Genomic DNA, 20,030 nt, shown 5'->3' with positions numbered 1-20,030 from the left:
GTGAGCGGACTTCGGTGCTATAGCCCCGAAGTTCGCTCACATGGGTCAGGCGCCGGCCCGACGGGTCGGCGCGGGCACGAACAGGCCAAGACGCCAGGCGTGGCTCACGGCCTGGGCACGGTCGCTCGCGCCGAGCTTGCGGAACAGGTGCCCGGTGTGCGACTTGACCGTGTGGTCGGAGAGGTAGAGCCGCCGGCCGATGTCGGCGTTGGTCAGCCCGCGGCTGACGCCGATGAGCACCTGCACCTCGCGCACCGAGAGCTCGAGGCGCCGCTGGGCGTCGAGATCGACGACGACGTCGTGCAGGCCCTCCTCGGGCGACGCGACCGCCTCGACGGAGCCGCGCGCCGACGGCACCGCCGGCCGGGGCACGAGGTCGTCGCCGGCCGCGGTGCTGGCGAGGCTGCGGACCAGCGTGCGGATCATCGCCCGCGGGGCCTCCCAGCGCAGGAAGCCCGCGGCGCCCTCGGCGAGGGCCTGCTGGGCGGGCGCGTGGGCCTCCCCCGACCCGGCGACGAGCACCGCCGTGCCGGGCGCGTCGGCGAGGACGCGGCGCACGACGTCCAGCCCGGACGGCTCGGTCTCGGCGAGCCCGAGCACCGCGATCGCCCGCGGCGTCGCCGCCAGCAGGGCGAGCAGGTCGTCGGGGTCGCGGGCGACCGCGACCGCCTCCGGGCCCGCGACCGTGTCGACGAGCATCTGCAGCCGGCGCCGCGCCTGTGGCCGCCCGTCGTGGACGACGCACGTCTCTCCTGAGCCCCCGCTCTCGCGCACCTCGATAGACGTACCTCATCGGGGTGAGGTCCGGCGTGGCGACGCGCGGGGTGGCGATCACCGTAATGACAGTCATGTAAGTCGCCTCACCGGCTATCACCCACATGCGTCTCCCTGCTTTCGCTTGTCCACAGAGAGTCGGCGATCTTCCATGGTCGCCGACGTCCCCGACCACCCCGGGGACCCGACGGCGGGGGAGCATCGATGGCGGCACGCCGGACCGGACCGTGGACCCGGGGGGCGCTCGGCACCGCCGTCGCGACGGGGGCGGTGCTCGCCTCGGTCCTGGCCGCTCCCGTGGCCGGTGCGGTCCCCACGAGCGAGTCGTGGATCGCCGAGCTCGGGATCGAGGGCGGCGACGACAGCAACGTGATCGCCGGCGACGGAGCGGTGCGCCTGCGCGACCGCGAGCCCCGCGCGACGAGCACCGGTACGGCGCCGGCCGAGGGGCAGCTCCTGCTCGCCCCGCGACGGCCCGCGGCGGTGACCGACCAGGTCTCCGCCGACGTCGCCGCCGACGTCCCGGCCGGTGCTCAGGTCCTCGTGGCGGTGCGCGGCATCCGCGACGACGACACCTGGAGCGAGTGGCGCGAGACCGCGCCGGGCAGCCCCGCCCGCCTCGAGCAGCCGACCTTCGAGATCCAGGTGCGGGTCACGCTCGTCGCCGCACCGGACGGCTCCGGGCCGGCGCTGCGCCGCCTCGGGCTGACCGCCGACCGCGGACCCCAGCGCTTCACCGCGGCCGAGCCGACGACGACCACCCCGCTGACCTCGCGCGTCTTCGCCACCCGCATCGGCCTCGTCGGCAACGACACCGCCAACGGGCACGAGGTCGAGACCAACGACCGCTTCGCCGCCCTGCCCTCCCGGCGCAGCCTGAGCCCGCGCGGGACGGGCGACTACACCGCGCGCGTCTGCGCGTCCGAGACCCGCTGCACCTGGGTGCCGCTCTGGGACGTCGGTCCGTGGAACACCCGCGACGACTACTGGAGCGAGAGCGCGGTGCGCCAGGAGTTCGGCGACCTGCCCCGCGGCCGTCCCCAGGCCGAGGCCGCCTTCACCGACGACTACCGCGGCGGGCGCGACGGGTTCGGACGGCGGGTCGCCAACCCGGCGGGCATCGACCTCGCCGACGGCACCTTCCGCGACGACCTCGGGCTCACCGACAACGCGTGGGTCACCGTGACCTACCTGTGGACGGGGACGGGGCCCTCCGGCACGGCCATCGACCGCGCCGCGCGCCTCGAGGTGCGCGCCGCGCCCGCCGCCGACGCGGCCGTCGTCGGGGTCGTCGCCCCGCAGGCCCGCATGTCCTACGAGTGCGTGGTGGACGCCGGCGCCGGCCGTACCGGGATCGGCACCCGGTGGATCCGGCTCGGTCCCGCCCAGTTCGTCCCGGCCGACCAGGTGGAGGCGCGCGATGTCCCGTCCTGCTGACTCCCGGCGTCACGGCGCCCTCGCCGTCGCGGCCGGTGCCGTGGGGCTCGCCCTCGCGCTCGCCGTGCCCGCGGGCGCCTCGACCGACCCGCCGCGCACCGAGAGCTGGTCGCCCGAGCTCGCGATCGACGGCGGCGACGACCGCGGCGTCGTGCTCGACGGCGGCGCCATCCGGCTCGACGACTCGGGCGTGCGCGACGGCGAGTTGGTGCTCGCGCCGCGGCGCACCACCGGCGTCGTCGACTCCGTCGCCGGCGTCCCGACCGCCGACGTCCCCTCCGGCGGCTCCGTCGTCGTCGAGGCGCGCGGGCTGCGCGGCGACGGCACCTGGGGCTCCTGGGTCACCGTGCCCCGCGGCGGCACCGCCCGCCTCGGGGGCCCGAGCACCGAGCTCTCGGTGCGCGTGCTCCTGCGGCGCGCCGACGGCGGGTCGAGCCCCGTCCTGCGCGCGCTGTGGCTGACCACGACCGCCGTCCCCGCCCCGGTCACCACCGAGACGCGCACCGAGACGCGGACGAAGACGGTGACGCCGGACCCGACGACCTCGACCACCACGACGACCACGACGACCTCGGCGGAGCCCACGACGACCTCGGCGGAGCCCACGACGACCACCACGTCGGCGCGGCCCACGACGACCACGACCACGCCGCGGCCGACGACCACCACGACCACGCCGCGGCCGACGACGACCACGACCGTCGAGCCCACCACTGCGCCGACCACCACCACGACGTCGGTGGAGCCCACGACGACGACGCCGGCCACCACGACGCCCACCAGGACGCCGCCCGGGCAGGACCGACCCGGGCAGGACCGACCAGGGCAGGACCGGCCCGGGCAGGACCGGCCCGGGCAGGACCGGCCCGCGCGGCCCGGGCGCCCGGCGCAGCCCCCCGCGGACGACACGTCCACGACGACGAGCACGACCACCACCACGACGACGACGACGACGACCACGCCGCCGGTCGTGCCCCCGGGCCTGCTCACGGGGCTCCCGGGACTGCCGGCCCCCCTCCCGGTCCCGCTCCCCCCGGCGAGGCCCGTGAACGACGCCGGCACCTCGTGGGGCCAGAGCCTGCTGGACTGGCTCGAGCGCGCCTTCTAGCCCGGCACGGCCACCGCGTCGGCGGTGAGCACGCCGTCGGCGTCGGGCACCCCGAGCACGCTGACCCGCGTGCCCCGCACCAGACCGGTGACGGGCCCGGGGCGCGGCACCTGGTCGACGACGCGGGTGGCCGGTGAGGTCCGCACGGGCACGAGGCGGCCGTCGGGGGTGCGCACGGCGATCAGCCCGTCGCCGGTGCTCTCGAGCGTGCCCACGAGCGGGACGCCGATCCCGGCGGGCGGCGCGCAGGTGCGGCAGCCGACCGCGAGGTAGCGGTCGGCCACCACGCCCCCGAGCACGCCGAGCACGAACACGGTCAGCAGGGCCAGCGCCGTCACCCAGCGCCGCGGTCGCGGGCGCTCCCCGGTCGGCGGCTCCGGCGGTGGGCCGTCGCCGGGGTCGGTCGCGTACTCCCGGGCCCGGTAGAACTCGTCCTCCCAGTCGTCGCTGCGCTCGTCGTCGCGGTCGATCACGGCCGCGGTCCCGGATCGGCGTCGCGCGGCACGAGGACGCGGTCACCCTCCCGCAGCCCGTCGCGGATCTCGATCGAGACGGCGTCGGCGAGCCCGGTGGTGACCGCGACGACCCGGTCGGGCCCCCGGCCGTTCGGCGGGCGCACGAGCACCGTGCCGCGACCCGGCCCGGTCGGGCGCACCGCGGCGGGCGGGACCACGAGGACACCGATCGCGCGCTCGACGAGCACGCGCACGTCGGCGGCCTGGCCCACCCGCAGGGTGGGCGGCGGGAGCGTGCCCGCGACCGAGACGCCGTAGGCGCCGTCCGGGCCCGGGGCGGGCTCGACGCCGACGACCTCGCCGAGCACCGGGTCGCCGACGCCCTCGACGCTCGCCGACGCGGGCTGCCCGGTCGCCACCCGCGGCACGTCGCGCGGCGGCACCGAGGCGCGGACGACGAGCGAGGCGAGGTCCGCGAGGCGCACGAACGGCCGGCGGCTCGGGGCGTCGTCGGGGGTGGGCGCGCCGGCGACGACGCGGTCGCCGACCTGCCCGGCCACGGCGGTCACGGTGCCGCCGCGCGGGGCCCGCAGCACCGTGCCCTCGAGCTGGCGGTTGGCCTCGGCCAGCTCCGCGCGGTCGCGGGCGGCCTGGGCCTCGAACCGCCCGACCGCCACGAGGTCGACGGGGACGGCGCTGCGCGCGGCGGTGATGTCGCGGGTGTCGGCGGCCAGCGCGGTCTGGGCGGCGGTGACCCGGGCGCGGACGGGCGCGTCGTCGAGGGTCGCAAGCACGTCGCCGGGGGCGACCACGGCGCCCGGCGCGACGTCGACGGTGCGCACGACCCCGCTGACCACGAACGACACGTCGGCCTCGCCGCCGCTGCGGACCACGCCGGGGACCCGGAGCTCGGTGACGACGTCGGCGCGCACCACCGGCACCACGGACGCCGTGCGCCCGGGCAGGAGCTGGGGCTCGCGCAGCAGGACCACCGCACCGCCAGCGCCGGCGAGCAGGACGACCACCAGCACCGTCGGCAGCAGCCAGCCCAGGCGGCGCCGACCGGTGGACATGGTGTCCGACCGTAGTGCGGCGCGCCGCCCGCTTCCGGGAAGCGCGCACCCGGCGTGTCACCCCTCCGGGTGGTGTTCAGTCGGCCACCGCGACGAGGTGCCCGACCGCGTCGCCCTCCCGGGCGAGGCGCAGCAGCTCGGCGGCGAGGTCGGCGCGGGCGACCCGGTGGCCCCGCGGGAGGTGGCGGTCGAGGGCGCGGCGGTAGCTCCCGGTCCGCGGGCCGTCGGTGAGCTGGGGCGGGCGCACGATCGTCCAGTCGCGGTCGCTCGCCCGCACGATCTCCTCCATGCGGGTCATGTCCGCGTAGGGGTGGCGGAACACCCGTTGCAGGATCGGCTTGACCAGCCAGCGCACGGCGAGGTCGTCGCCCGCGCCGGGCAGGCCGGAGGCGCTGACCACCACGAGCCGGCGTACCCCCGTGCGCGCCATGGCCGCGAGGACCGCGGTGACGCCGTCGGTGCACACCCTCGTCGGACCGCGGCCCCGGGCGCCCAGCGCGGAGACCACCGCGTCGGCGCCGCGCACGGCGCCGTCGAGGACCCCGGAGTCGTCGGGGTCGCCGGGGTCGTCGAACCCGGCCCGCACCACCGTCGCGCCGCCGGGGACCCCCGAACCCGGGCGCGCCACCGCGACCACCTCGTGCCCCTCCGCGAGGGCCTGGGTCACGACCTCGCGCCCGGTCCGGCCGGACGCCCCCAGCACCACGATCCGCACAGCCCCTCCTCGAAGTGAGTGAGTACTCACCAACCTAGGATGGCGACGTGCCCCGCGCCGCGTCAACCCGCTCGACGCGCGACCGCATGCTCGACGCCGCCCTCACCGTCATGCGCGAGCGCGGCGTCGCCCGGGCCACGACCAAGGAGATCGCGCGCGAGGCGGGCTTCTCCGAGGCCGCGCTCTACAAGCACTTCGAGGACAAGACCGCCCTGTTCGTCGCCGTGCTCGTCGAGCGGGTGCCCTCGCGGTTCACCGACGTCCTCCACGGCCTGCCGGCGCGCGTCGGGACGGGGCAGGTCGAGGAGATCCTCGTCGAGGTGGCGAGCGAGGCGATCGCGTTCTACCGCGAGACCTTCCCGATGGGCGCCGCCCTGTTCTCCGAGCCGGCGATCCTGGCGGCGCACCGGGCGGCTCTGGCCCGGCTCGGGACCGGGCCGCACGTGGCCGTCGACGGCCTGGCCGACTACCTCGCCGCCGAGGCCGCGGCGGGCCGGGTCGACGCCGCGCTCGACCCGCGGGCGTCGGCCCTGCTCCTGCTCGGGGCGTGCCAGATGACGACGTTCCTCGCCGCGTTCGGCGCCACCGACGAGGCCGCGACGGGCGCGGATCTCGCCCGCGCGGCGGTCCGGGGGCTCCTCCCCCGCTGACCGCCGGGATCGACAGCCCCTCCGATCAGACCGTTTCTCCCCACCCGTCGCCGCACCTGCGATCTTCTCCGCGCCGTGATCACCGCAACTGCGGATGAGCTCTCCGACCTGCGGAGACGCTGCTCACCGCACCCCCGCGACGCGGTTAGGGTGGACGGTGATGACCGCCCTCGACCTCGGCGTGCCGGCCGTCCCCGGGGCCGCCACCGCCACCACGGACACCAGCGGACGACCCGACGACGCACGCCTGGTCGACTCCTGGGGACGCGTCGCGACCGACCTGCGGGTCTCGCTGACCGACCGCTGCAACCTGCGGTGCACCTACTGCATGCCCGCCGAGGGCCTGGAGTGGATGCCGACCGAGCAGGCCCTCACCGACGACGAGATCGTGCGCCTGGTGCGCATCGCGGTCGAGCAGCTGGGCGTCCAGGAGATCCGCTTCACCGGCGGCGAGCCGCTGCTGCGCAAGGGCCTCGAGGACATCGTGGCGGCCACCGCCACGCTGCCCCACCGCCCCGAGATGTCGGTGACCACCAACGCGCTGGGCCTCACCCGCCGCGCGGCCGGTCTCGCCGCGGCAGGTCTCGACCGGGTCAACGTCTCGCTCGACACGCTGCGCCGCGACCGGTTCACCGAGATCACCCGGCGCGACCGCCTCGAGGACGTCCTCTCCGGGCTGCGCGCCGCGCGCGAGCACGGGCTCGACCCGATCAAGATCAATACCGTGCTGATGCCGGGGCTCAACGACGACGAGGCGCCCGACCTGCTCGCCTGGGCCCTCGAGGAGCGCTACGAGCTGCGCATCATCGAGCAGATGCCGCTCGACGCCGGCCACTCCTGGCAGCGCGACCGCATGATCACCGCCGAGCAGGTGCTGGCGGCGCTGCGCACGCGGTTCACGCTCACCGAGGACCCGGCCGAGCGCGGCGGCGCCCCCGCGGAGCGCTTCCTCGTCGACGGGTGGACCGGCCACGACGGCTCCCCCGCCCGGGTCGGCGTCATCGCCTCGGTGACACGCCCGTTCTGCGGCACCTGCGACCGCACGCGCCTGACCGCCGACGGTCAGGTGCGCAACTGCCTGTTCGCCCGCTCGGAGAACGACCTGCGCGGCCTGCTGCGCGGCGGCGGCACCGACGGCGAGATCGCCGACGCCTGGCGCGTGGCCATGTGGGGCAAGAAGCCCGGCCACGGCATCGACGACCCCGGATTCCTGCAGCCCGACCGGCCCATGAGCGCGATCGGAGGATGATGATCACCTCGACCGACGCCCGCGTCGCGACCGTCACCGTGACGGTGCGCTACTTCGCCGGGGCCAAGGCCGCGGCCGGCACCCGCAGCGAGGCCGTCACCGTCCCCCACGGCGCCACCGTGGCGGACCTGATCACGGCGTTGGCCGCCGACCACGGCGACGCCCTGACCCGCGTCCTGGGCGCCGCGAGCTTCCTGCTCGACGAGACCGCCGTGCACGACCGGACCACGGTGCTCGCCGACGGCGCCACCGTCGACGTCCTCCCGCCCTTCGCCGGCGGCTGAGTCGTCGGGTCGAGCTCCCCCTCTCGGCGTGCTCCCCTCGATGCTTGGTCTCCCGCCGCCACGCACGGCCCGTCGACGGTGTTCTCCAGGACATGAGCGTCGTCCACGAGACCCGGATCGGTCCCCTGCACCTCGAGGCGTCCGAGCACGGTCTGACCCTGCTCGGCTTCTCCCCCGGCGACGGTGACGTCGCCCGGGGCGAGGCCGCCGAGGAGATCCTCGACCTTGCGCGCCGCGAGATCGACGCCTACCTCGACGGCACGCTGCGGGAGTTCACCGTGCCCGTCGACCTGTCCGCGCACCCCGCCTGGGACCGCCGCGTCCTCGAGCAGCTCCGGTCGGTCCGCTACGGCGACACCGTCAGCTACGGCGAGCTCGCCGCCGCGACCGGGCTGGCGGCCGGCGAGGCCCGCCGCGTCGGGGGGGCCATGGCCCGCAACCCGGTGGCGATCGTCGTGCCCTGCCACCGCGTCGTCGGCGCCGACGGGAGCCTCACCGGCTACGCGGGCGGGCTGGAGCGCAAGCGCGCCCTGCTCGACCTCGAGTCCCGGGACCAGGTCCTGTTCTGAGCTCGCGCCGGCTAGTTCCGGCGGCGCAGGCCGGCGAGCTCCTCGAGGAGCTCGGCGACGTCGTCGACGTCCTCGACCACGTAGGGCGCGCCGGCCCCGAGGTGCTCCCCGACGCCGACGACGACGTCGGCGGAGGACCCGGCGATCTCCACCCCGACCGCGACGAGCGCGGTGGCCCCGACCTCGTCGCGCAGCGCCCCCAGCCCCTCGGGCGCGACCACCCGCCCGCCGCCCTTGGCGCCGGACAGGAACATCAGCTCGGCGACCTCGTCGAGGGGCCGGTCGGACACCACCGCCACCGTGGTGTCGGCCAGGGCGATGAGCACGTTGAGCGCCTCGGACGACACCTGCTCGGCGCGCGCCTGCGCGGGGTCGCCCTCGTCCGGGGCGAGCGCCCCGTCGAAGGCGCAGGCCACGAGCAGCGTCGGCGTCTCCGCCACCCGGTCGAGCGCGCCCCACAGCGGATCGTCGGTGTCCACGACGGATCACCCTGGCATGGTGTTCACGGCGTGGTCCAGCGCCGCCCAGAGGTACTGCGTGGCGTACGCGCGGTAGGGCCGCCAGGGCTCGGCGCGGGCGACGAGGTCGCGGTCGCGGGCGGGCAGGCCGAGGCGCCCGGCGGCCACCCGGATCCCGAGGTCGGAGGGCAGGAACGCGTCGGGGTCGCCGAGCGCGCGCATGGCGACCGAGTCGACGGTCCAGGGGCCGATCCCGGGGAGCCCGGCGAGCGCGGACCGGGAGCCGGGGACGTCGGCCGGGTCCAGCACGACCTCGCCGTCGGCGAGCGCCCGCACGAGGGTCAGCAGCGTGCGCTTGCGGGTGCGGGGCATGCCGAGCTCGTCGGGGTCGACGGCGGTGAGCGCGGGCGCGCCCGGGAAGAGGTGGGTCAGCGAGCTGCCCGGGCCCGCGAACCCGTCGGGCAGCGGCGTCCCGTGCCCCCGCACGAGGCGCCCGGCGTGGGTGCGGGCGGCGGCGGTGGAGACCTGCTGGCCGAGCACCGCCCGCACGGCGAACTCGTCGGCGTCCGGGGAACCGGGCACCCGCCGGCCCGGGGCCTCGTCGACGAGCGCGGAGAGCACCGGGTCGGCGCGCAGGGTCGCGTCGATCGTGCCGGGATCGGCGTCGAGGTCGAGGATGCGGCGGGCCAGGCGCGCGGCCGCGTCGGCGTCGGCGGGGTCGGTGAGGGTCAGGGTGGCCCCGACGTGGCCGTCCGCCGGGCGCAGGGCGACGACCCCGGGCCCGCCGGGCAGCGCGAGCGTGCGCCGGTACGCGCCGTCGTGCCACTCCTCGACACCCGGGACGGCCGTCGCGACGAGGTGGCCGAAGAGGTTGTCGGGGCACAGCGGCTCGGTGAAGGCCAGCGCGCGCTCGACCCGGTGGACCACCCCGGCATCCTGTCCGATCGTTCCAAGCCCGGCCGCGCGGGCGGTCCCTACGGTGAGCGCCATGGCACCCCGACTCTCCGTCGTCGAGCTGGTCGTCGCCGACATGGCCACCACGCTCGCGTTCTACCGCCGCCTCGGCATCGACGCCCCGCCCGAGGCCGACGACCAGCCGCACGTCGAGGTCGACCTCGGCGGCGGGCTGCGCCTGGCCTTCGACACCGAGGCGACGATCCGCTCCTTCGACCCCTCCTGGACCCCGCCGACCGGCGGCCCCCGCAGCGCGCTCGCGTTCGCGTGCGACTCGCCCGCCGAGGTCGACGCGACCTACGCGGCGCTGGTGGACGCGGGACACCACGGCGAGCTCAAGCCCTGGGACGCGTTCTGGGGCCAGCGCTACGCGACGGTGCACGACCCGGACGGCGGGTCGGTGGACCTCTTCGCCCCGCTACCCAGCGAGTAACCCGGTCGGCGTCGTGCCCGCCAGCGCCCGCACCTCGCGGGCCAGGTGCGGCTGGTCGGCGAAGCCCTCGACCGCGGCGACGTCGGCCCACGGCGTGCCCGCGCGGGCGCGGGCCAGCGCGCGCTGCAGGCGCAGGATGCGCCCGAGGTGCTGGGGGCCGTAACCGAACACCGGCAGGCAGCGCCGGTGCAGCGTGCGCGGGGTGGTGCCGAGGTCGTCGGCGAGCCCCGCGACGTCGCGCCCGCGCGCGAGCGCGCCGAACACCCGCGCCCCGAAGCGCTCGTCGGCGCCCGGCGGGGTGGCGGTGGCGACCCCGCGCAGGACGCCGGCCGGGTCGTCGGCCACCCGTTCGGTGAGCTCGCGGGCCTCGGCGTCGCCCCACAGGGCGGCGAGCGTGACCGTGGTGTCGCGCAGCTCGTCGGCGCGCAGCCCGAGCAGCGCGGGTCCGCGCCCGTGCGAGAAGCGCAGGCCGATGTGGCGCCGGCCGCCGCCGTCGTTGAACCGCGCCGCTCCGTCGGGCCCGGCGACGACCAGCCCGCGCCCGTTCCAGATCAGGTCCAGGCACCCGTCGGGCAGGATGGTGCCCGGCGCCCCGCCGCTGCTCCAGAGCACGACCCCGGGCGCCACCCCGCGCTCGCGGTAGCCCTCCACGTCCCCATGGTGCCCCGCAGTGGCAGCGAGGGTCACCCTCGCTGCGTGTCAGGCAGCGAGGGAGTCCCTCGCTGCGACCTCACGCGCCCGCCACGAGGTCGCGGTAGCTGCGCCAGTGCCCGGCCGGGGTCTCGACGCTGCGCGCGGCGAGGACGGCGTGGACCACCGCGCGGGTCACGCAGTCGGCGCCCGCGGTGAGGATCTCCTGGACGCCGCCGAGGTCCGGGGCCGGGCGCGCGGTGGTCGCGAGCCCGAAGAAGGTGTCGCCGTCGGTCATCCCGTGGGCGGGACGCACCGCGCGGGCGAGGCCGCTCTGCCCGACCGCGGCGAGCTTGGCGCACTGGGCCACCGTGAGCCCCGCGTCGGTGGCGACCACGCCGATCGTCGTGTTGAGCGTGGGCGGGGCGGCGGCGTCGCGCAGCGCGGCGAGGAGGGCGGCCCGGTCGTCGGGCAGCGCCGGGAGCTCGGCGTCGGCGTCGTCGCGGTGCCGGGCACCCCACAGCTCGCCGGTCGCGGGGTCCACCGCGGAGCCGGCGGCGTTGGCGACGACGAGCGCCGCGACGACCGTGCCGTCGGCGAGCACCGTCGACGCCGACCCGATCCCGCCCTTGAGCCCGCCGACGAGCGCGCCGGTGCCCGCACCCACGACCCCCTGGGCCGGCGGGGCGTCGCTGCACGCCGCGAGCGCCGCGGCGCCAGTGTCCGCCCCGGGCCGCGCGGCGAAGCGCCCGCCGCGCCCGAGGTCGAAGACCACGGCGGCGGGCACCACGGGCACCACCTCGCCCGGCCCGCCGACCGGGAAGCCCCGGCCCTGCGCGCCCAGCGCGTCGGCGACCCCGGAGGCGGCGGCGAGCCCGTAGGCGCTCCCGCCGGTGAGCACCACCGCGTGCACGCGCTCGACGAGCGTGCGCGGGTCGAGGGCGTCGGTCTCCCGGGTGCCGGGACCGCCGCCGCGCACGTCGACCCCCGCGACCGCGCCCTCGGGCCCGGGTAGCACGACCGTCGTGCCCGAGAGCGCTCCCTCCCCGGCGAGCTCCGCGTGCCCGACCTGCAGGCCCGGGACGTCGACGAGGGTGTTGGTGGGTCCGGTGCGCACGGCGCGCAGCTTCGCAGAGCGGGCCCGGGCTCTCCGAGCGAAGGCCCCCTTCGGTCGGATGGACGGGCGAGGGGCACCCCTCGCCCACCGCCGCACCGGTCCGTGACGAACGAAGGGCCCCTTCGGTCGAGTAGATCGACCGGAGGGGCCCTTCGCTCAGAGACGCCGCGCGACGCGCTACGACGAACGCCCGCGCGCGATCAGGATGATCGCGATGATCGCGGCCAGGACGCCGGCGCCGATGCCCACGGGCACGAGGCGCTTGAGCACGGCCTCCCGCGAGCTGTCGAGCAGGTCGATGGCCTCGACCTGCTGGCGGCGCGGCTGGCTCGGCTGCGCCGCGGCCTGGCCGGCGGCCGCCGCCGCGTTGCCGGCGGACGCACCGGGCTTGGCGCCCGTGTCGCCCTTGGCCGCCTCCGCGACACTCGTGGGCATCGCGGCCGCGGTCGGTGCCCCGGAGCCCGACGCGACCGGCGTCGGCGCCGCGGGCGCGCTGACCGGGGCCTCGCCGCCGGACACGGCGACGGACTCGGTGGCCGCCGGGCCGGTGCCGTTGCCGCCGGTGGAGCCGGTGTCGGACACGGCGGCCGCGCCGGCGCCGCCCGCGCTGCTGCTGCCGAACTCGTCGGCGAGGCAGGACGCGAACTGACCCAGGATCTTGTCGCCGACGTCGGACATGACGCCGCGGCCGAACTGCGCCGGCTTGCCGGTCACCTGCATCTCGGTGAGGACGTTGACCTTGGTCTTGCCGCCCTCGTCGGTCATCGTCAGCGTCGCCTTGGCCGACGCGGTGCCGTTGCCCCGCGAGTCACGGCCCTGGGCGTCGACGACGACCTTGTGGTTGGTCTTGTCGCGCTCGACGAAGGTGCCCTTGCCCTTGTAGGTCATGGAGATCGGGCCGAGCTTGACCTTCACGGTGCCCGTGAAGCCGTCGCCCTCGTGGGAGTCGAGCGTGGCGCCCGGGAAGCACGGCGTGACCTTCTCGGGGTCGTTCAGGGCGTCGAACACGGTGTCGATGTCCACCGGGACGGTGAACTCGTTCTCGAGCTTCACTGGCGTACCTCCTGGGAGGGTGCGGTTCACGACGGAGGCCCGCCCCCGCGGGGTGCGGGAGCGGGCCGGCGTCGTGACGATCGGTCGTCGGTCGAGGATCAGCCCGCGGCCGCGAGGACGGCCCGACCGGTGAGCACCCGTGCGAGGTGCTCGCGGTAGTCGGAACCGGCGTCCGCGTCCGCGGTCGGGCTGGTGCCCTCGGCGGCGGCCTGGGCGGCCTTGCGAACATTCTCCTCGCTCGCGGACTGCCCGACCAGGGCTGACTCGACGGCCCGGGCGCGCACCGGGGTGCCCGCCATGTTGGTCAGGCCGATGCGGGCCTCGGAGATGGTGCCGCCTTCCACCTTCACCGTGGCGGCGACCGCGACGATCGACCAGGCCTGGGCGACCCGGTTGAACTTCTCGTAGCGCGCGCCCCACCCGGTGAACTTCGGGAAGCGGATCTCCGTGAGGAGCTCACCCTCGCCGATGGCGGTCGTGAAGTAGTCCTCGAAGAAGTCCGCCGCGGCGACCGTGCGGGTCCCGTTCGGCCCGGCGATGACGAACTGGGCGTCGAGGGCCAGCGCCGGCGCGGCGAGGTCACCGGCCGGGTCGGCGTGGGCCAGCGCCCCGCCGAGGGTGCCCCGGTGGCGCACCTGCGGGTCCGCCACCGTCTTCGTCGCCTCCTGGATGAGGGCGACGTGCTGGCGCAGCGTGTCGTCACGGGCGACGTCGTGGTGCGACGTCATCGCCCCGACGACGACCTCGTTGCCCTCCTCGCGGAGGCCCTTGAGCTCCGCGATCCCGCCGAGGTCGATGATCAGCGACGGGTCGGCCATCCGGAGCCGGAGCACCGGCAGCAGGCTCTGACCACCGGCCAGGAGCTTGGCGTCGTCACCGCCGTCACGCAGGGCCTGGACCGCCTCCTCGACGGTGGTCGGCCGGACGTAGTCGAACTGGGCCGGGATCACAGGTGTCCTCCCTGGGTGTCGCCCTTCGAGATGTCGCTGGCGGTGGAGCCGAGGCCCGCGCCGGGCGAGGCCACGTCCGCCTCGTCGGCGCGCCCCGCGTGCCCCGAGGCGCTCTGGATCGCGGTCCAGACGCGGTACGGGGTGGTGGGCATGTCGATGTCCTTGACACCGAGGTGCCGGATCGCGTCGAGCACCGAGTTCACCACCGCCGGGGTGGAGGCGATCGTCCCGGCCTCGCCGACGCCCTTGACCCCGAGCGGGTTGGTCGTCGACGCGGTCGTGGTGTTCGCGGTGTCGAAGCTGATCAGGTCGGCCGCCGTGGGCAGCGTGTAGTCGACCAGCGTGCCCGAGAGCAGCGTGCCCTGGTCGTCGTACGCGGCCTCCTCGTACAGGGCCTGCGCGATGCCCTGCGCGAGACCGCCGTGGACCTGGCCCTCGACGATCAGCGGGTTGATCACGTTGCCGACGTCGTCGACGCAGACGTACTTGTACAGCGAGACGAAGCCGGTCTCGGTGTCGACCTCGACGGCGCACAGGTGCGTGCCGTGCGGGAACGAGAAGTTCTCCGGGTCGAACGTCGCGTGGGCGTCGATGTCGGGCTCGATGCCCTCCGGGTAGTCGTGGGCGGCGAACACCGCGAGCGCGATGTCCTGGATGCCCACACCCTTGTCGGTGCCCTTGACGGTGAACTTCCCGCCCGAGAACTCGAGGTCGCCCTCGGAGGCCTCGAGCATGTGCGCCGCGATCGGCTTGGCCTTCTCGATGACCTTCTCGGCCGCCTTGACCACGGCGATGCCGCCGACCGCGAGCGAGCGCGAGCCGTAGGTGTCGAGGCCCTTGTACGACGACTGCGTGTCGCCGTGGAGGATCTCGACGTCGTCGAACGGCACGCCGAGCTGGTCGGCGACGATCTGCGAGAACGCCGTCTCGTGGCCCTGGCCGTGCGGGCTGACGCCGACGACGACCTCGGCCTTGCCAGTGGGCTGCATCCGGATGGACGCGGTCTCCCAGCCGCCGGCGCCGTAGTCGAGCGAGCCGAGGACGCGGGACGGGGCCAGGCCGCACATCTCGGTGAAGGTCGAGATGCCGATGCCGAGCTGCTTGACGTCGCCACGCCGACGACGCTCCTGCTGCTCTCGCCGCAGGCCGTCGTAGTCGAACATCTGCTTGGCCTGCTCGGTGGCCGCCTCGTAGTTGCCCGTGTCGTAGGTCAGCGTGCTGACCGTGGTGTACGGGAACTCCTCGTGCTTGATCCAGTTCTTCTCGCGGAACTCGAGCGGCTCCATGCCGAGCTCGAGGGCCGCCTCGTCCATCAGGCGCTCGATGCCGAAGGTGGCCTCCGGGCGTCCGGCGCCGCGGTAGGCGTCGGTGAGCGTCTTGGTGGTGAAGACGTTGGTGCAGTCGAAGCGGTAGGCCGGGATCTTGTAGATCGCGTTGAACATGAACGCGCCGAGGATCGGCACACCCGGGCCGACGAGGCCGAGGTAGGCGCCCATGTCCGCGATCAGCTTCACGTCCAGGCCGGTGATCTGCCCGTCCTTCGTGACGGACATGGCCAGCTCCTGCACCTGGTCGCGGCCGTGGTGGGCCGTGAGCAGGGACTCGGAGCGGGTCTCGGTCCACTTGACCGGCTTGCCCAGCTTGCGGGCCACCAGCAGCGTGAGGACCTCCTCGGGCGCGACGGCGATCTTGCCGCCGAACCCGCCGCCGACGTCCGGCGCGATGACGCGGATCTTGTGCTCGGGCAGGCCGAGCGTCAGCGCCAGCATCGTCTTGAGGATGTGCGGCACCTGGGTGGACGACCACATCGTCAGCTGCTCGCTGTTGGGGTCGACCACCGTGGAGCGCGGCTCCATGAAGACCGGCACCAGGCGCTGCTGACGGAAGCGGCGCCGCACGACGATCTGGTCGTCGTCCGACTCCGCCTTCTTCAGCGCCTCGGCGACGTCGCCGCCCGAGCCCGCCTCGCCGGAGTCGAACACCCACTGCGCGTTGGCGTTCGTCCCGATCTCGGGGTGCACGAGGGTGGCGCCGTCCTTGAGCGCCTCCTCCATGTCGAGGACCGGCTCGAGCTCCTCGTAGTCGACCTCGACGAGCTCGGCGGCGTCCTTGGCGATCGCCGCGCTGCGGGCGACGACCACGGCGACGCCCTCGCCGGCGAAGTTCACGCGGCTGCCCGCGAGCGCCGGGCGCTGCGGGGACTTCATGTCCTTGGTGATCGGCCAGGCGCAGGGCAGCTGCACCTGGTCGGCACCGATGTCGGCCGCCGAGTAGACCGCGACGACGCCCGGGACCTGCTTGGCCGCCGAGGTGTCGATGCCCTTGATGTTCGCGTGGGCGAACGGGCTGCGGACGACCGAGAGGTGCAGGAGGCCGGTGAGGGCCTGGTTGTCGACCCAGCGGGTGCGCCCCGTGATGAGTCGACGGTCCTCCTTGCGCCGCCGGTCCCGCCCGATCTCGGGGGCCGGGGTGCTCGGGTTCTCCGTCGTCGTCATCAGGCGCCACCCCCGGCCACGGGCTGGGCGGACGACTGCTGGGTGGCGGACGCGCCCGGCTTCATCTTCGACGCGGCGTCCTGGACGGCGCGCACGATGTTCTGGTAGCCGGTGCAGCGGCAGAGGTTGCCCTCGATGCCCTCACGGATCTCGTGCTCCGACGGGTCGGGGTTGTCCCCGAGCAGGTCGATCGACTGCATGATCATGCCGGGCGTGCAGTAGCCGCACTGCAGGGCGTGGTTGTCGTGGAAGGCCTGCTGCATGGGGTGCAGCTGCCCGTCACGCTCGAGGCCCTCGATGGTGAGGACCTCGGCACCGTTCGCCTGGACGGCCAGCACCGAGCAGGACTTCACGCTCATGCCGTCCAGGTGGACGGTGCAGGCCCCGCAGTTGCTCGTGTCGCAGCCGATCACCGTGCCCGTCTTGCCGAGTCGTTCCCGCAGGTACTGAACGAGCAGCATGCGGGGCTCGACGTCGTCCTCGTAGACGAGTCCGTCGACGGTGGTCCGGATGCGTGCCATGGACCTCTCCTCACTCGGCCGCCCGACGCGGTACCGGAGACCGACCGTCGTGCGCCGAGGACGTGGTGGCGTGTCCTGAACCGCGCCCGACCGCGGAGCGGTGACGAGCGCAGGTTGCCGACCACCTCCGGCGTGGTGGCGGACACATCACACCCCCCTCGCCGGACCAGCGCAACATCCACTGCGGGCCCACCTCGCGGTCATCCACACCCGGGTGGGAGCCCGTTCGGGCGCGGTTTCCGCAGGCGCGGGACAAGGTTGGGCGAGAGGCCGCTTCTGCGGCACGAGAGGCGTCGAGCGCGGGTGTGCGCCGCCCGAAAGAGACCGGTACAGGCAGTGCTGCCCCCCTCCGTTCGGAGGGGGGCAGCCGTCACGCGGAGCACACGCGACGCGACCGCCCGGAACCGGTCGTCTCAGCCCTTCGGCGACGTGGCCGCGCGCCCGGCCTCGAGGCGCGCCACGGGGATGCGGAACGGCGAGCAGGACACGTAGTCGAGGCCCGCCCGGTGGAAGAAGTGGACCGAGTCCGGGTCGCCGCCGTGCTCGCCGCAGATGCCGAGCTTGAGGTCGTGGCGCACCTCCCGACCGCGCCAGGACGCGATCTCGACGAGCTCGCCGACGCCCTCGGTGTCGAGCGACTCGAACGGCGACACCCCGAAGATCCCGGACTCGAGGTAGTCGGAGAAGAACGAGCTCTCCACGTCGTCGCGGGAGAAGCCCCAGGTCGTCTGGGTGAGGTCGTTGGTGCCGAACGAGAAGAACTGCGCGGTCTCGGCGATCTGGGCCGCGACGAGCGCCGCGCGCGGCAGCTCGATCATCGTGCCGATCTGGTGCTCGACCGGCTGCCCGTCCACCAGCGACTCCGGCTCGGCCACCACCTGGGCGATCTCCGCCGCGACGGCCTGCAGCTCCTGCACCGTGCCGACCAGCGGCACCATGATCTCCGGCAGCACGGCGATGCCCTCGGCGGCCACCACCGCCGCCGCCCGGGTGATCGCGCGGACCTGCATCGCGTACAGCCCGGGCACCGCGATCCCGAGGCGCACCCCGCGCAGCCCCAGCATCGGGTTCTCCTCGTGCAGGCGGCGCACCGAGGCCAGCAGCTCCTCCTTCTCCTCGGTGAGCTCGCCGCGCTCGCGGGCGACCGCGACCTCGACGGAGAGGTCGGTAAGGTCGGGCAGGAACTCGTGCAGCGGCGGGTCGAGCAGCCGGATCGTGACGGGCAGGCCCTCCATCGCCCGGTAGATCGCGGTGAAGTCCTCGATCTGCAGAGGGAGCAGGGCCGCCAGCGACTTCTCGCGCTCGTCGCGGGTCTCGGCGAGCACGAGGTGCTCGACGAGCTCGCGGCGCTCGCCGAGGAACATGTGCTCGGTGCGGCAGAGCCCCACGCCCTCGGCGCCGAACGTGCGCGCGGTCGCGCAGTCCTCGCCGGTGTCGGCGTTGACGCGCACGCGCAGCCGTCGGCCGGCGTCGGCGTGGCGCATGATTCGGTCGACCGCGGCGACGAGGTCGTCGTTCTCCGCGAGCCCCGTCGACCCCTCGAAGTACGCCATCACCGGGCTCGCCACCACGGGGACCTCGCCGAGGTAGACCTCGCCGTTCGTGCCGTCGATCGAGAGCACGTCGCCCTCGGACACCTCGCGGCCGTCGGGCAGCGTCAGCTTCTTCGCCCGGACGTCGACCTCGAGCTCCTCGGCGCCGCACACCGCCGTCTTGCCCATGCCGCGCGCGACGACGGCGGCGTGCGAGGTGCGTCCGCCGCGGCTGGTCAGCACGCCCTGCGCGGCGATCATGCCGTCGAGGTCGTCGGGCGTGGTCTCCCGGCGCACCAGGATGACCTTCTCGCCGTCCTTCGCGCGGCGCACCGCGGTCGGGGAGTCGAACACCGCCGTGCCGCTGGCGGCGCCCGGCGAGGCGTTCATGCCCGTGGTCAGGAGCTCCTTGTCCGCGTCGCGGTCGAAGCGGGGGAACATCAGGTTGGCCAGCTGCGCGCCGGTGACCCGCTGGAGCGCCTCGTCCATGTCGATGAGGCCTTCGTCGACGAGCTGGACGGCGACGGTGAAGGCCGCGGCGGCGGTGCGCTTGCCGACGCGGGTCTGCAGCATCCAGAGCTTGCCGCGCTCGATGGTGAACTCGATGTCGCAGAGATCGCGGTAGTGGTTCTCGAGCGTCGACATGATCTGGAGGAGGCGGTCGTAGGACGCCTTGTCGATCCGCTCGAGCTCGGTGAGGTGCAGCGTGTTGCGGATGCCGGCGACGACGTCCTCGCCCTGCGCGTTCTGCAGGTAGTCGCCGTAGATGCCCTGGGCGCCCGAGGCCGGGTCGCGGGTGAAGGCGACGCCGGTGCCCGAATCCATGCCGAGGTTGCCGAAGACCATCGAGCAGACGCTGACCGCGGTGCCGAGGTCGGCGGGGATGCGCTCCTGGCGGCGGTAGACGTTGGCGCGCGGGGAGTTCCAGGAGTCGAAGACGGCCCGGATCGCCAGGTCCATCTGCTCGCGCGGGTCCTGGGGGAAGTCGCGCTCGGCGTGCTCGCGGACGATGCCCTTGAACGTCTCCACCAGGGCGGCCAGGTCCCCGGCGTCGAGGTCGAGGTCGTCCGCCGTGCCCTTGGCCTTCTTCGCGGCGTCCAGCGCCTCGGCGAAGTGCTCGCCCTCGATGCCCAGCACCGTGGAGCCGAACATCTGCACCAGGCGCCGGTAGGAGTCCCAGGCGAAGCGGTCGTCGCCCGCCTGCGCCGCCAGCCCCTTCACCGAGTCGTCGTTGAGCCCGACGTTGAGGACGGTCTCCATCATCCCGGGCATCGAGAACTTGGCCCCGGAGCGCACCGAGACGAGCAGCGGGTCGTCGGCCTGCCCGAGCGCCTTGCCCATGGTCTGCTCGAGCGCGACCAGGTGCTCGGTGACCTCGTCGGCCAGCCCGGGGGGCTCGCTGCCCTCGGCGAGGTAGACCCGGCAGGCCTCGGTGGTGATCGTGAACCCGGGCGGTACCGGCAGGCCGAGGTTGGTCATCTCGGCGAGGTTGGCGCCCTTGCCGCCGAGCAGGTCCTTCTGGTCGCGGTCACCCTCGGCGAAGTCGTACACGAACTTGGTCATGAGGTGCGTT

Annotated in this window: 20 protein-coding genes; 7 read left to right on the top strand and 13 right to left on the bottom strand. The window is 74.9% G+C overall.

The window, feature by feature from the left end:
* Positions 1 to 45: 45 nt before the first annotated feature.
* On the bottom strand, positions 46 to 774 hold the full coding sequence (locus PHK61_RS25615) for a response regulator transcription factor (protein WP_274283855.1): 729 nt from the start codon (positions 772 to 774) through the stop codon (positions 46 to 48).
* Positions 775 to 978: 204 nt separating this feature from the next.
* Here PHK61_RS25615 and PHK61_RS25610 point away from each other — a divergent pair, with 204 nt between their 5' ends.
* Together PHK61_RS25610 and PHK61_RS25605 are read left to right on the top strand one after the other, a co-directional pair.
* The gene (locus PHK61_RS25610; protein ID WP_274283854.1) at positions 979 to 2,211 is read left to right on the top strand and encodes a hypothetical protein; all 1,233 of its coding nucleotides are present in this window, start codon (positions 979 to 981) and stop codon (positions 2,209 to 2,211) included.
* The gene (locus PHK61_RS25605; RefSeq protein WP_274283853.1) at positions 2,195 to 3,319 is read left to right on the top strand and encodes a hypothetical protein; all 1,125 of its coding nucleotides are present in this window, start codon (positions 2,195 to 2,197) and stop codon (positions 3,317 to 3,319) included. Before PHK61_RS25610 ends, PHK61_RS25605 begins: the two co-directional genes overlap by 17 nt.
* Here the strand turns inward: PHK61_RS25605 and PHK61_RS25600 are convergent.
* The 3 genes from PHK61_RS25600 to PHK61_RS25590 form a co-directional block, all read right to left on the bottom strand.
* Complete coding sequence (locus PHK61_RS25600) at positions 3,316 to 3,792, bottom strand: hypothetical protein (protein WP_274283852.1); 477 nt, start codon at positions 3,790 to 3,792, stop codon at positions 3,316 to 3,318. The two genes, PHK61_RS25605 and PHK61_RS25600, sit on opposite strands and share 4 nt — an antisense overlap.
* Positions 3,789 to 4,847, bottom strand: coding sequence for an efflux RND transporter periplasmic adaptor subunit (locus tag PHK61_RS25595; protein ID WP_274283851.1), 1,059 nt, complete (start codon positions 4,845 to 4,847; stop codon positions 3,789 to 3,791). The genes PHK61_RS25600 and PHK61_RS25595 overlap by 4 nt, the downstream gene beginning before the upstream one ends.
* A gap of 76 nt (positions 4,848 to 4,923) precedes the next feature.
* Complete coding sequence (locus tag PHK61_RS25590; RefSeq protein WP_274283850.1) at positions 4,924 to 5,562, bottom strand: NAD(P)-dependent oxidoreductase; 639 nt, start codon at positions 5,560 to 5,562, stop codon at positions 4,924 to 4,926.
* Between the two features lie 47 nt (positions 5,563 to 5,609).
* Here PHK61_RS25590 and PHK61_RS25585 point away from each other — a divergent pair, with 47 nt between their 5' ends.
* The 4 genes from PHK61_RS25585 to PHK61_RS25570 all read left to right on the top strand — a co-directional run bounded on the left by PHK61_RS25585 (position 5,610) and on the right by PHK61_RS25570 (position 8,314).
* Positions 5,610 to 6,212 carry a TetR/AcrR family transcriptional regulator gene (locus PHK61_RS25585; RefSeq protein WP_274283849.1) on the top strand — a complete coding sequence of 201 codons (603 nt, stop codon included), beginning with the start codon at positions 5,610 to 5,612 and terminating at the stop codon, positions 6,210 to 6,212.
* 160 nt (positions 6,213 to 6,372) lie between these two features.
* Complete coding sequence (gene moaA, locus PHK61_RS25580) at positions 6,373 to 7,461, top strand: GTP 3',8-cyclase MoaA (RefSeq protein WP_274283848.1); 1,089 nt, start codon at positions 6,373 to 6,375, stop codon at positions 7,459 to 7,461.
* The gene (locus PHK61_RS25575) at positions 7,461 to 7,745 is read left to right on the top strand and encodes a MoaD/ThiS family protein (protein WP_274283868.1); all 285 of its coding nucleotides are present in this window, start codon (positions 7,461 to 7,463) and stop codon (positions 7,743 to 7,745) included. Before moaA ends, PHK61_RS25575 begins: the two co-directional genes overlap by 1 nt.
* A 92-nt stretch (positions 7,746 to 7,837) precedes the next feature.
* Complete coding sequence (locus tag PHK61_RS25570) at positions 7,838 to 8,314, top strand: methylated-DNA--[protein]-cysteine S-methyltransferase (RefSeq protein WP_274283847.1); 477 nt, start codon at positions 7,838 to 7,840, stop codon at positions 8,312 to 8,314.
* 11 nt (positions 8,315 to 8,325) lie between these two features.
* On the opposite strand, the gene PHK61_RS25565 is transcribed toward PHK61_RS25570, so the two are convergent.
* Together PHK61_RS25565 and PHK61_RS25560 are read right to left on the bottom strand one after the other, a co-directional pair.
* Positions 8,326 to 8,793 carry an HAD family hydrolase gene (locus PHK61_RS25565; RefSeq protein ID WP_274283846.1) on the bottom strand — a complete coding sequence of 156 codons (468 nt, stop codon included), beginning with the start codon at positions 8,791 to 8,793 and terminating at the stop codon, positions 8,326 to 8,328.
* Positions 8,794 to 8,799: 6 nt separating this feature from the next.
* A complete protein-coding gene (locus PHK61_RS25560; RefSeq protein ID WP_274283845.1) occupies positions 8,800 to 9,699 on the bottom strand; it encodes a DNA-3-methyladenine glycosylase family protein in 900 nt (299 codons plus the stop codon).
* 61 nt (positions 9,700 to 9,760) lie between these two features.
* Here PHK61_RS25560 and PHK61_RS25555 point away from each other — a divergent pair, with 61 nt between their 5' ends.
* Entirely contained in the window at positions 9,761 to 10,159 is a 399-nt protein-coding gene (locus PHK61_RS25555) for a VOC family protein (RefSeq protein WP_274283844.1), read from the top strand.
* On the opposite strand, the gene PHK61_RS25550 is transcribed toward PHK61_RS25555, so the two are convergent.
* The 7 genes from PHK61_RS25550 to ppdK form a co-directional block, all read right to left on the bottom strand.
* Complete coding sequence (locus tag PHK61_RS25550; RefSeq protein ID WP_274283843.1) at positions 10,145 to 10,810, bottom strand: helix-turn-helix domain-containing protein; 666 nt, start codon at positions 10,808 to 10,810, stop codon at positions 10,145 to 10,147. The genes PHK61_RS25555 and PHK61_RS25550 overlap by 15 nt on opposite strands.
* 79 nt (positions 10,811 to 10,889) lie before the next feature.
* On the bottom strand, positions 10,890 to 11,906 hold the full coding sequence (locus tag PHK61_RS25545; RefSeq protein ID WP_274283842.1) for a P1 family peptidase: 1,017 nt from the start codon (positions 11,904 to 11,906) through the stop codon (positions 10,890 to 10,892).
* A 177-nt stretch (positions 11,907 to 12,083) separates the two neighbouring features.
* Positions 12,084 to 12,959, bottom strand: coding sequence for an SRPBCC family protein (locus PHK61_RS25540; RefSeq protein ID WP_274283841.1), 876 nt, complete (start codon positions 12,957 to 12,959; stop codon positions 12,084 to 12,086).
* A gap of 98 nt (positions 12,960 to 13,057) precedes the next feature.
* Entirely contained in the window at positions 13,058 to 13,909 is an 852-nt protein-coding gene (locus PHK61_RS25535; RefSeq protein WP_274283840.1) for an FAD binding domain-containing protein, read from the bottom strand.
* The gene (locus tag PHK61_RS25530; RefSeq protein ID WP_274283839.1) at positions 13,906 to 16,404 is read right to left on the bottom strand and encodes a xanthine dehydrogenase family protein molybdopterin-binding subunit; all 2,499 of its coding nucleotides are present in this window, start codon (positions 16,402 to 16,404) and stop codon (positions 13,906 to 13,908) included. The genes PHK61_RS25535 and PHK61_RS25530 overlap by 4 nt, the downstream gene beginning before the upstream one ends.
* A complete protein-coding gene (locus PHK61_RS25525; RefSeq protein WP_274283838.1) occupies positions 16,404 to 16,925 on the bottom strand; it encodes a (2Fe-2S)-binding protein in 522 nt (173 codons plus the stop codon). Before PHK61_RS25525 ends, PHK61_RS25530 begins: the two co-directional genes overlap by 1 nt.
* Before the next feature lie 413 nt (positions 16,926 to 17,338).
* Positions 17,339 to 20,020: a pyruvate, phosphate dikinase gene (gene ppdK / locus PHK61_RS25520; RefSeq protein ID WP_274283837.1), complete on the bottom strand. Its 2,682-nt coding sequence runs from the start codon at positions 20,018 to 20,020 to the stop codon at positions 17,339 to 17,341.
* Between the last annotated feature and the right edge of the window lie 10 nt (positions 20,021 to 20,030).

This window comes from Actinomycetospora lutea (assembly GCF_028737205.1).
In the GTDB taxonomy this organism is placed as follows: domain Bacteria; phylum Actinomycetota; class Actinomycetes; order Mycobacteriales; family Pseudonocardiaceae; genus Actinomycetospora; species Actinomycetospora lutea.
This window is presented reverse-complemented; position numbering and strand designations above follow the sequence as displayed.